The organism is Mesorhizobium sp. P2_B11 (assembly GCF_056404855.1).
Genome location: NZ_JBFUDF010000003.1, coordinates 694,676 through 705,992 on the forward strand (window position 1 = coordinate 694,676; position 11,317 = coordinate 705,992).

At 63.9% G+C, this 11,317-nt stretch carries 10 protein-coding genes; all 10 read left to right on the forward strand.

Annotation, left to right across the window (positions count from 1 at the left end):
- Window positions 1–68 precede the first annotated feature (68 nt).
- The 10 genes from AC1DYJ_RS11925 (at window position 69) to AC1DYJ_RS11970 (ending at window position 11,176) form a co-directional block, all read left to right on the forward strand.
- Complete coding sequence (locus AC1DYJ_RS11925) at window positions 69–3,488, forward strand: SPOR domain-containing protein (protein WP_477280991.1); 3,420 nt, start codon at window positions 69–71, stop codon at window positions 3,486–3,488.
- A 134-nt stretch (window positions 3,489–3,622) separates the two neighbouring features.
- Window positions 3,623–4,642, forward strand: a complete 1,020-nt coding sequence (gene nagZ / locus AC1DYJ_RS11930; RefSeq protein WP_455858973.1) for a beta-N-acetylhexosaminidase — start codon at window positions 3,623–3,625, stop codon at window positions 4,640–4,642.
- Window positions 4,643–4,703: 61 nt separating this feature from the next.
- A complete protein-coding gene (locus AC1DYJ_RS11935; RefSeq protein ID WP_477281730.1) occupies window positions 4,704–5,507 on the forward strand; it encodes a segregation and condensation protein A in 804 nt (267 codons plus the stop codon).
- Complete coding sequence (scpB, locus tag AC1DYJ_RS11940) at window positions 5,504–6,277, forward strand: SMC-Scp complex subunit ScpB (RefSeq protein WP_477280993.1); 774 nt, start codon at window positions 5,504–5,506, stop codon at window positions 6,275–6,277. The genes AC1DYJ_RS11935 and scpB overlap by 4 nt, the downstream gene beginning before the upstream one ends.
- A gap of 180 nt (window positions 6,278–6,457) precedes the next feature.
- On the forward strand, window positions 6,458–6,679 hold the full coding sequence (locus AC1DYJ_RS11945) for a twin-arginine translocase TatA/TatE family subunit (RefSeq protein ID WP_477280995.1): 222 nt from the start codon (window positions 6,458–6,460) through the stop codon (window positions 6,677–6,679).
- Window positions 6,680–6,708: 29 nt separating this feature from the next.
- Window positions 6,709–7,437 (forward strand): Sec-independent protein translocase protein TatB, encoded by a 729-nt coding sequence (gene tatB, locus AC1DYJ_RS11950; RefSeq protein ID WP_477280997.1) that lies wholly within the window; start codon window positions 6,709–6,711, stop codon window positions 7,435–7,437.
- Complete coding sequence (tatC, locus tag AC1DYJ_RS11955; protein ID WP_477280999.1) at window positions 7,434–8,309, forward strand: twin-arginine translocase subunit TatC; 876 nt, start codon at window positions 7,434–7,436, stop codon at window positions 8,307–8,309. The genes tatB and tatC overlap by 4 nt, the downstream gene beginning before the upstream one ends.
- Window positions 8,310–8,426: 117 nt before the next feature.
- Window positions 8,427–9,731, forward strand: a complete 1,305-nt coding sequence (gene serS, locus AC1DYJ_RS11960) for a serine--tRNA ligase (RefSeq protein ID WP_477281000.1) — start codon at window positions 8,427–8,429, stop codon at window positions 9,729–9,731.
- Window positions 9,731–10,489: a 5'/3'-nucleotidase SurE gene (gene surE, locus AC1DYJ_RS11965; RefSeq protein ID WP_477281002.1), complete on the forward strand. Its 759-nt coding sequence runs from the start codon at window positions 9,731–9,733 to the stop codon at window positions 10,487–10,489. The genes serS and surE overlap by 1 nt, the downstream gene beginning before the upstream one ends.
- Before the next feature lie 30 nt (window positions 10,490–10,519).
- Window positions 10,520–11,176, forward strand: coding sequence for a protein-L-isoaspartate(D-aspartate) O-methyltransferase (locus AC1DYJ_RS11970; protein WP_477281004.1), 657 nt, complete (start codon window positions 10,520–10,522; stop codon window positions 11,174–11,176).
- Window positions 11,177–11,317 lie beyond the last annotated feature (141 nt).

Consider the following 11,317-nt stretch of genomic DNA (forward strand, 5'->3'; position numbering starts at 1 on the left):
TGCGCTGGTAAGGGCCAACCCTACGCGACGTCCATGGCGTCCGAATGAGTGCGAGTTCGGGAACAATAATGGCAGACAGAACCCAGCTGAGAGTAGCCGACAACAACGACATCGCCGAGGATGATCCGTTCGCTGAACTGACCAGGATCATGGGTTTCGATCCGCGCCAGCCGGTCAAGCCGCAGGCGCCAGTCGTCCCGAAGGCTGCGGACGAGGGCGATTTCGACATCGACCTCGAGAAGGAGTTGATGGGCGAACTCGGCGACGACGCTGCTTCCGTGGAAGTGAGCCAGCCTGTTGCCGAACTCTACCAGCCCGCTGCCGAGGTTTATGAACCTGCCGCCGAGATTCGCGAGCCGGCTTTCGAAACCACTGATGCCGCGATGGACGATGCGCTTGCCGCTTCGCTGGACCATGATTTCGTGTTCGACGATGCCGCCGATCATGATTTTGGCGCTCCTCCGCAGGCTTTGGCGCCGGCCGCCGAACCTTCGTTTGCCGAGCCCGCATTCGAAGAACTGGCATTCGATGACGATTTCGACAATGCTGTTGCCAGCTCGCTGGAAAACGTGTCGCCGCTCGAAGACGACCTGCCGATGGACGACGAGCTTGCCGCTTCGCTGGAGCAGGGATTGCAGCTCGACGACGACGCGACCGTCGCCGATGGCGCTGGTGTTGCCGAGGTTGCCGCGCCTGCCGACGACGTCGCATTCGACGATGATTTCGACAATGCTGTCTCGCTGTCGCTGGAAGACGAGCTGACGCTGGACCGCCATGTACCGGCGCAGGAGCAATATGCCGCTCCGGCAACCGAGGTTGTCGATGCCGGCGACCATGCTGTTGCCGACGAGGATTTTGCCGGCCATTTCGACGACGCAATGGCCGATGTCGACATGGATTTCGCTGCCCAGGATTTCGAACCCCAGGCGTTCGAAGCTCAGCCTGTTGAAGCTCCGGAAGAGCGCGGTCTGGATGTCAGCGATCTGGATGTCAGCGATCTGGAGGCCAGCGCGCCGGTTGAGATCGATGCGCCGGAAGCCGATGAGATGCCGGCGTGGATTGCGGAGGCTAGCCCCTCCCATGAGGCCGCGCACGAAGAGGCCGCACCCGAAGCCTTCGACGATTTCGATCTGAGCATCGACGACGCGGTTGCCGACCACGAGCCGGTTGCCGAGGTGGAGACCGCCCCGGTGCAGCCGGCCCCGGTACCGCCAGTTGCGGTACAGCCTGCTCCGGTCGCCCCTGCCTATGTCGCGCCCACCGTTGTGGCGACCCCGGCCGCGCCGGCTGCTGACGAACGGACATTGGAAGATGAACTCAACGCGCTGCTTGGCGCGATGACCACGCCAAGGCCCGCCCCGGTCATTGAACCCACCAGGACCATCGAGCCCACCCGGGCCATCGAGCCAACCCGGGCCTATGAGCCTGTCGTACCGGTGCAGCGGTCCGCCGCGGCGCCGACGGCTCCTGCCGACAATCTCGACTGGGACCTGGACGAACATGCGCCGGCGCAGGCTCCTCAAGCCGCTGCGGCCCAGAACGATCCCGATTTCGAGGATCTGCTTGCGGGCGAACTCGACGGTCATGAGCCCGAGATCGAGTTTGATGATCATGCCTTCGATGCGGCCCTGGCCAAGGGCATCGATCTCGGTGATGACGACACCCCGGTCGCCGGCGATTGGCGCTCGACGCCGCCGGAGCCGGCGCGTTCGTGGAGCCGCGTGACCCCGACTCCCGCCCAGCCTTCCTTTACAGCGCAGCCCCAAGCTTCTTTTGTAGCGCAGCCGATGGCTTCGATGCCGTCGGCGCCAGCGCCAGCTTATAGCGAACAGCCGGCCGCAGCCGCCGCCTATGTGGCGCCCACACCGACGCGCCAGGCGCCGGCTCCGACCTATGACGAGATGCCGGATGTCGAGACGGTCGATGTGCCGGAGCGTGTCGTGGCGATCGCCGACGACCTCGATATTCCCGAGCTCAACTTCCAGGAAGACGAGCCGGCGGCCTATGACGATATCGATGCCGAATTCGCCGGCATGCTCAACGACATGAACGCGCTGGAAGTGGCGCCGCCGCCTGCGGCCACGCGCAGCGCCGCCTATGACGACGAATCCTACAGTTCAGGCTTCAGTTCGGGCCATGAGCTCGACCAGCGCGCCTATGCAGCGCGGCCGGCCGAAGTCCTTGCGGCGACGCAGAATGCCTACGCCGGTGCTGCTGGCGGCTTCGACGTGGACGAGCTGCCCGGCAGCCAGCCGGTTTCGCAGGCCGACGATTTCGCTGTCGACGAACTCGACTACGATCCGGACCTGGACGAAGCGATGGCGGTGCCGGGCCTGGCCGAACAGGAAACCGCAAAGCCGCGCCGAAGCGGCCTGTTTATCGCCGCGGTCGTCGGTGCGGTGGCTGTTATCGGTGGCCTCGGCGCCTTTGCCCTGTCCTTTGGCGGCAAGGGCGGCAGCGACGCTCCCGTGATCGTCAAGGCCGACAACACGCCAATCAAGGTCAAGCCGGAAAACCCGGGCGGCGCCGTCGTGCCGAACCAGGACAACAAGGTCTATGACGCGGTCGCCAAGGGCACCAAGCCGACTGAGCCGGTGCAGGAGAAGCTTGTCACCAACACCGAAGAGCCGGTCGATGTGAAGGCAAAGGAGCCGGAAAGCCGCGTCGTCGATCTGTCGCCCGACGAGACCGACGCTGCCCCTGGCACCGATGCCGCCGGCAACCCCGAAGCCGCGGCTAACCCCGACGCCGCCGGCAATCCCGACGCGGCTGTGGCACCGGCACCCAAGTCCGAGGACCGCATCGCGCAGGTGCTGCAGGAAGCCGACAAGAACCCCGATACGGTTGCCGTTGCCCCGCGCAAGGTGCGGACCATGGTGGTCAAGCCTGACGGCTCGCTGGTGGCGCGCGAGGATCCGGCGCCGGCTGCGCCGCAGATTGCGGCTGCCGAGCCAACCGATCCGGCGCCGCAGCACGTCGCCCCCTCAGCCGATGCCGAGCCGACCGGCACCGTGGCGCCAGCCACCGATCAGGCAAACAGCGACCAGGCACCTGCCGAGACCGCCAAGCCGGCCAAGCCTGTGAAGCCGGCGGCCGCGCCGAAGGTTGAGACCCAGTCCGCCAACACGCCGGAGACGGTTGCCGTGGCGCCGCAGCGCCCGTCCGACCAGCCGGTCGACGTGGTCGGCGAGGTCAAGCCCGACCAGGTTGCCTCCATTCCGGCGACGGCTTCGACGTCAGGCGGCGGTTCGTGGTCGATGCAGATCGCTTCGCAGCCGACAGTCGAAAGCGCCCAGGCCAACTATGCCGACCTGCAGCGCCGCTACGGCAGCGTGCTGGCCGGCCGCACAGCCAACATCGTCAAGGCGGAGATCGCCGGCAAGGGCACCTTCTACCGTGTCCGCGTTCCGGCGCAGTCGCGCAATGATGCGATCAATCTGTGCACCAGCTATAAGGCTGCCGGCGGCAACTGCTTCGTGTCGCGCTAAGACCTGATCCAATCATCAAAGCCGGCGCGTTCCCAAGGGGTCGCGCCGGCTTTTTCATGTGGACAGGCAAGCGGTTCAGGCCCTTGAGGCCCGGGGTGATTCCCTTTGGCGGCGCGAAGCCCTAAACTGACGGGATGACCGAATCAAAATCCATGATCCTCGGCTGTGCCGGGAAATCGCTCACTCGCGACGAAATCCGCTTCTATCGCAATGAATGCCCGTGGGGCTTCATCCTGTTTGCGCGCAACATCGGCGAGACCGAGCAGATTCGCGATCTGGTCGCCGAAATGCGCGACTGCATAGGGCGTCCTGACGCGTTGGTGTTCATCGACCAGGAGGGCGGGCGGGTGCAACGCCTGCGGCCGCCGCTGGCGCCGAATTACCCTGCCGGCGGTGCGCTCGGCGCATTGTGGCGCAAGGACCATGATGCCGGCACACGCGCCGCCTGGCTGATGGCGCGGCTGCATGCTTTCGACCTGTTGCGCTACGGCATCTCGGCCGATTGCCTGCCGGTGCTGGACGTGCCGATCGAGGGCGCCAGCGACGTTATCGGCGCGCGCGCCTATGGCAAGGAGCCCCGCCCGGTCATCGAACTTGGCCGCGCCGCGGCGGAAGGGCTGATGTCGGGTGGCGTGCTGCCGGTGATGAAGCACATTCCGGGCCACGGACGCGCCTTTGCCGACACGCATTTCGAACTGCCTGTGGTCGATGCCTCGCTGAGCGACCTGCAGCGGCATGATTTCGCCCCGTTCCGGGAGCTTAGCCATCTGCCGATGGCGATGACGGCGCATGTCGTCTACAGCGCCATCGATCCGAACAACCCGGCAACGACGTCGGGCAAGGTCATCGACGAGATTATCCGCCGTGAGATCGGCTTCGACGGACTGTTGATGAGCGACGACACTTCGATGAAGGCACTTTCTGGGGATTTCCCGACAAAGGCGGCCTCGATCCTTGCGGCGGGCTGCGATCTGGTCCTTCACTGCAATGGCGTTTTCGAGGAGATGGCGGGCATCGCATCGCGAACCACAGGACTTGAAGGGACGTCGCTGGAACGCGCCAAGCGGGCGCTGACCTATATAAGGGATCGCGACCGGGCCGACGAAACCGAGATACGCGCCGAGTTTGCCACCTATTTCGACGCGGTGGCCTAGACAGGAGATACACGGGCAAGTGGCGGAAACATTGGACAGCAAGGCTGCGAAGGCCGCACCGATGGACCGTCTGTGGGCCGAGAACGACGATTCACGCGTCACCGGCGATCCGTCGCTGGTCGTCGACGTCGCCGGCTTCGAAGGTCCGCTTGACCTTCTGCTGCACCTTGCCCGCACCCAGAAGGTCGATCTGGCGCGCATTTCGATCCTGGCGCTGGTCGAGCAGTATCTGACCTTCGTCGAGACGGCGAGGGCGCTCAGGCTCGAGCTTGCCGCCGACTATCTGGTGATGGCGGCGTGGCTGGCCTTCCTCAAGTCGAAGCTCCTGATTCCCAAGCAGCCCGGCGAGGAAGGCGAAAGCGGCGAGGAACTGGCGGCGGTGCTGCAGTTCCGGCTCAAGCGCCTGGAAGCCATGCGCGACGCCTCGGCGCGGCTGGTCAACCGCAACCGGCTGGGACGCGACGTGTTCGCGCGCGGCATGCCCGAAATGGTCATTGTCGAGAAGCGTAATGCCTATTCGGCTTCGCTCTACGATCTGCTCACGGCGTATGCCCAGCAGCGGCAGAAGCACGCGATCACGAATGTGACGATCGCCCGGCGCGGCGTGTGGTCGCTCAAGGACGCGCGCGACATCCTGGCCCGGCTGATCGGTTCGATGCGCGACTGGACGACGCTCGACAGCTTCCTGATCGACTATATGACGAGCCCGGAAGAACGGCGCACGGCGATCGCCAGTTCGTTCGCCGCGACACTGGAAATGGTGCGCGAGCGCCAGATCGATATGCGGCAGGACCAGGCGTTTGCGCCGATCTATCTGCGCGACCACCGGGAGCAAGCAATCAAGGCAGTCGAGGTAGCATCATGAGCGAACGCGCCAACGCTTCGGTCATTCCGTTCAAGGTCGAAGACGAGACGGAGGAGGGTGACGTCGTCCAGGATCCGACCGAGACCCAGAATTCGCCCCTGAACCCTGGCGAGCGGCTGCATATGGCGGAAGCCGTGCGTATGGCGGAGGCGATCGTGTTCGCCAGCGCCGAGCCGGTCAGCGAAAAACAGCTCGCAGCCAGACTGCCCGACGGCATCAACATTGCCGCGGCGATGGCCGAGCTGCAGCAGATCTATGCGCGGCGCGGCGTCAATCTGGTCCGGGTCGGCGACGCCTGGGCGTTCCGCACCGCCGGCGATCTCGCCTTCCTGATGAGCAGGGACACCGTCCAGCAACGCAAGCTTTCACGCGCGGCGCTCGAAGTGCTGGCGATCATCGCCTACCACCAGCCGGTGACGCGTGCCGAGATCGAGGACATCAGGGGCGTCGAGACGTCGAAGGGCACGCTCGACACGCTGCTCGAGACGGAATGGGTGCGCATGCGCGGCCGCCGCCGCACGCCCGGCCGTCCGGTCACCTACGGCACAACGGACAGCTTTCTCGACCATTTCGCGCTGGAGGAGATCCGCGATCTTCCCGGCATGGACGAGTTGAAGGGGGCGGGGCTGCTCTCCGGCCGCATGCCTTCGAACTTCGCCATCCCGCTGCCGCCGGCCGATCCGGATGCGCTGACCGAGGACGAGGATGCGCTGACTGACATCGACCTCGAGGAACTCGGCCTGTTGACGCCGCGCGTCACGGAAGATTGACCCGGCAGCGCCTGTCAAAAGCCGCTTTCCGGATGTAGATGCGCCGATTGGTAGCGGGCAGCTTTGCTGAAAACGCGTGACATAAGCCGCGCCTTCATAAACTTTGTCGCTGTTGTGTTTGAATCCCAACGCGAAAACGCATAGATCATCGCCAGGGAAAACATTCGAGAGAGAGTTACAATGGGTTCATTTTCGATTTGGCATTGGATGATCGTGCTGGTGATCGTGCTGCTGGTGTTCGGCCGCGGCAAGATTCCCGAGCTGATGGGCGACATGGCCAAGGGCATCAAGAGCTTCAAGAAGGGCATGGCTGACGACGAGACCGCCGAGGACAAGCGCACCGTCGAGCACCGCCCCGACGAGACCGTTTCGGCCGTGAAGGAAAAGGCCAGCAAGAGCTGAGCCCAAGGTTCTAGTCGGAACAGATTGCCATGTTTGAAGTCGGCTGGACCGAAATGCTGGTGATCGCGATCGTCATGATCGTGGTCGTCGGGCCCAAGGATTTGCCAAATATGCTGCGCACCTTCGGCCGCACGACGGCGAAGCTGCGCGCGATGGCCGCCGACTTCCAGAAGCAGTTCAACGAGGCGCTGAAGGAAGCCGAACTCGACGACGTCAAGAAGTCGGTCGATACGCTCAGAAGCCTCAATCCGGCAGCCGAGATCCGCAAGCAGCTCAATCCGTTCGAACAGGCGGCAGCCGATGTGCGCTCTGGCGTCGATGCGGTGATGAAGCCGAAGCCGGCCGACGATCCCTCAACGCCGGCCGCAGAGACGCCGCAGGCAGCGGAGCCGCTGAAGAACGGCGCGACGGTAATGCCCGGTGTGAGCGCTCCGGACGCTACCCCGCCTGCGCCGATCTTCCCGGCCATGACCGATGAATCCGTGGTGACACCGGCTGCTGCAACGGCAGCGCCGCAAAAAGCGCCTGCGAAGAAGGCGGCTGCACCGAAGCAAGCGAACGCCCCGGCAGCCAGGGTGGCTGCCACCAAGGCAGCACCGGCCAAGGCTTCGGCCAAGCCGTCAGCAGCGCCTGCCAAGGTTGCACCGGCAAAAGCCGCCAAATCAGCTGCTGCACCAAAGGCAGCCACAAAGGCTGACCCGAAGCCTGCGCCGGCCAAAAAGCCTGCGCCCAAGAAGACGGCGGGAGCCGCCAAGTGAGCATTGCGGACAGCGAAAAGGACGAGATCGAGAAGTCGTCGGCTCCGCTGATGGAGCATCTGATCGAATTGCGCCGGCGGCTGATCTGGTCGATCGGCGGCTTCTTCGTTGCTTTCCTCGTCTGCTTCTTCTTCGCCAAGAAGCTGTTCAACCTTTTGGTCATCCCGTTCAAATGGGCGACGCAATGGGCAGGGCTCGATCCGCACAAGGTCGAGCTGATCTATACGGCGCCGCAGGAATTCTTCTTCACGCAGGTCAAGCTCGCCATGTTCGGCGGCATGGTCATCGCCTTCCCGCTGATCGCCACGCAGATCTATAAATTCATCGCGCCCGGCCTCTACAAGAACGAACGCAACGCCTTCCTGCCGTTCCTCATCGCTTCGCCGATCCTGTTCCTGATGGGCGCGTCGCTGGTCTATTTCTTCTTCACGCCGATGGTGATGTGGTTCTTCCTCGCCATGCAGCAGGCCGGCACCGACGATCAGGTGCAGATATCGCTGCTGCCGAAAGTGTCGGAATATCTCAGCCTGATCATGACGCTGATCTTCTCCTTCGGCCTGGTGTTCCAGCTGCCGGTGGTGACCAGCCTGATGACGCGCGTCGGCATGCTGTCGTCGAAGGCGCTGGCCGAAAAGCGCAAATGGGCGATCGTCATCGCCTTCGTCGTCGCGGCCGTGCTGACGCCGCCCGATCCGATGAGCCAGATCGGTTTGGCCATCCCGACCATCCTGCTCTACGAAGTGTCGATCTGGGCGGCTCGGCTGATCGAGCGAGACCAGGTCAAGCAGAAGCTGGCGCGCGAAAAGCAGGAAGCGGCCGAAGCCGTGGCCGAAAAGGCAGCGAAAGCGTCTTCAACGCAGGCTTCTTCCTAGACGGCGAGCCTTGGGCGGCTGCGCCGGCGGAAAAACGCGGCAGTCGCTGAACGCTCGTCTTGCATCGATCAAGGATGCGGTTTACCCCCTCAGGCCTTATCCTGAGGACGAACCAACATGCTCGATATCAAATGGATTCGCGACAACCCGAAGGCCCTTGCCGAGGCGCTGGTCAAGCGCTCGTGGTCGGCTGACGAGGCGCAGTCCACGGTCGACGATCTGATCGCCAAAGACGAGGCGCGGCGCGAGCACGTTACCGAATTGCAGACCAAGCAGGAGCGCCGCAACGCCGCCTCGAAAGAGATCGGCAACGCCATGCGCTCGGGCGATGCAGCGCTTGCCGAAAAGCTCAAGGCAGAAGTCGGCGACATCAAGACCTTCATCCAGAATGGCGAGGCCCGCGAGCGTGAACTCGACAAGGCGCTGAACGACGCGCTGGCGGTGCTGCCCAACGTGCCACTCGACGATGTCCCGGTCGGCAAGGATGAGCACGACAATGTCGTCAGGCATATTGTCGGCAAAATACCGACGCGGCCGAACTGGGTGAAAGAGCACTTCGAGATCGGCGAAGCGCTCGGCATGATGGATTTCGAGCGGGCGGCAAAACTGTCGGGCTCGCGCTTCACCGTGTTGAAGAGCGGACTGGCACGTATGGAGCGCGCCATCGGCCAGTTCATGCTCGATTTGCACACGACCGAGCACGGTTATGAGGAAATCATCCCGCCACTGATGGTCAGGGACGAAGTTCTGTTCGGCACCAACCAGCTGCCGAAATTTGAGGACGATCTGTTCTTCACGCCGCATGGCGATGGCCGGCTGGGGCTGATTCCGACCGCCGAGGTGCCACTCACCAATCTGGTGCGCGAGGAGATCACGTCGCATGAAAAGCTGCCACTTCGCTACACCGCGCTAACGCCGTGCTTCCGTTCGGAAGCCGGGTCGGCCGGTCGCGACACGCGCGGCATGCTGCGCCAGCACCAGTTCTACAAGGTCGAGCTGGTGTCGATCACCGACCAGGAGTCTTCGCTCGCCGAACATGAGCGGATGACGCAATGCGCCGAAGAAGTGCTGAAGCGGTTGGAACTGCCGTTCCGCACCATGGTGCTGTGCACCGGCGACATGGGTTTTGGCGCACGCAAGACTTACGACATCGAGGTCTGGCTGCCCGGGCAGAACGCCTATCGCGAGATCTCGTCCTGTTCGGTCTGCGGCGATTTCCAGGCCCGGCGCATGGATGCCCGCTACAAGGACAAAGACGGCAAGGGCAACCGCTTCGTTCATACGCTGAACGGTTCGGGCACCGCCGTCGGCCGTGCACTCATAGCTGTCATCGAAAACTACCAGAATGAGGATGGCAGTGTAACCATTCCTGAAGTGCTGCGGCCTTACATGGGCGGTCTGGCGAAGATCGAATCGAAATAATGCGCATTCTTCTGACCAATGATGACGGCATCCACGCCGAGGGCCTGGCGTCGCTCGAACGCATCGCCCGCACGCTTTCGGACGATGTCTGGGTGGTGGCGCCGGAGCAGGACCAGTCGGGCTATGCGCATTCGCTGTCGATCTCGGAGCCGCTGCGCCTGAGAAAGATCGGCGAGAAGCATTATGCCGTGCGCGGCACACCGACCGACTGCGTCATCATGGGGGTCAAGAAGATACTGCCCGAGCCGCCGGACCTGATCCTGTCGGGCGTCAATTCCGGCGCCAACATCGCCGACGACGTCACCTATTCCGGCACCGTCGCCGGCGCCATGGAAGGCGCGCTGCTCGGCATCCGCTCGATCGCGCTGAGCCAGGGCTATTCCTATGTCGGCGAGGACCGTGTCGTTCCCTACGAGACCACCGAGACGCTGGCCCCGGCGCTGCTGAAAAAGCTTGTTGCCATGCCGCTGCCGGACGGCGTGCTGCTCAACGTCAATTTTCCGAATTGCCTGCCTGACCAGGTCGCGGGCACGGTCGTCACCTCGCAAGGCAAGCTGGTGCACAGCCTGTGGGTTGACGAGCGCCGCGACGGCCGGGGCCTGCCTTACTACTGGCTGCGCTTCGGCCGCGAGCCGGTCGAGGGCAGAGAAGGCACCGACCTCCATGCCTTGCGCAACCGGCTGGTGTCGGTGACGCCGCTTCAGCTTGACCTCACCGCGCATGAAATCCGCGATCAACTGACCAAGGCACTCGCATAGATAAGGTTTTGGCATGAATAAGGTGTTGGCATGAACCTGCCGCTCGACGACCGCGAGGGTTTTGCTGCTTTCCTGCTGCGGCTGCGTGGGCAGGGCGGCGCCGTGCCGAAGGCGCTAATCGCCGCCTTCGAGGCGACGCCGCGGCGCGGCTTCCTCAACGGACAATACCATTCGATCGCCTGGTCGGACGGCATGCTGCCGATCGAATGCGGCGAGGCGATCGAGGGCGCCGACCTGCAGGCGGCGGTGATCGCGTCGTTGGCGATAGAGTCCGGCAACCGCGTGCTCGAGATCGGCACCGGCTCGGGCTACACGGCGGCGGTGATGTCGCGGCTGGCGGCGCGGGTCGTCTCGATCGACCGCTACAAAACGCTGACCGAACAGGCGAAGCAGCGCTTCGAGGCGCTCGGCATCGGCAACGTCGTCGTGCGCCAGGCCGACGGTTCCAATGGGCTTGCCAATGAAGGGCCGTTCGACCGCATCGTCGCCTGGGCGGCATTCGACAGCCTGCCGCGCTTTCTGCTCGACCAGCTGTCGAGCGGCGGCATCGTCATTGCGCCGATCGGACCGGAAGAGGGCGAGCAGGTGCTGGCCAAGCTGACCAAGGTCGGCAGCCGTTTCGAGCGCGAGGATATCGGCACGGTACGCTTGCAACCGATCATGCGCAGCGTCGCGGCGGTGATTTGATCCACGCTCTTGCGCCTACGAAGCCATCGCTTCGTCATCCACGGGCGGAGCAAGGAGCGAAGCGACGCGGCGCAGACCCGAGGATCCATGCCGCGAAGTTAAGGCGTTGCAACGGTTCAGAATTCTGCTCCGCTGCGTCCT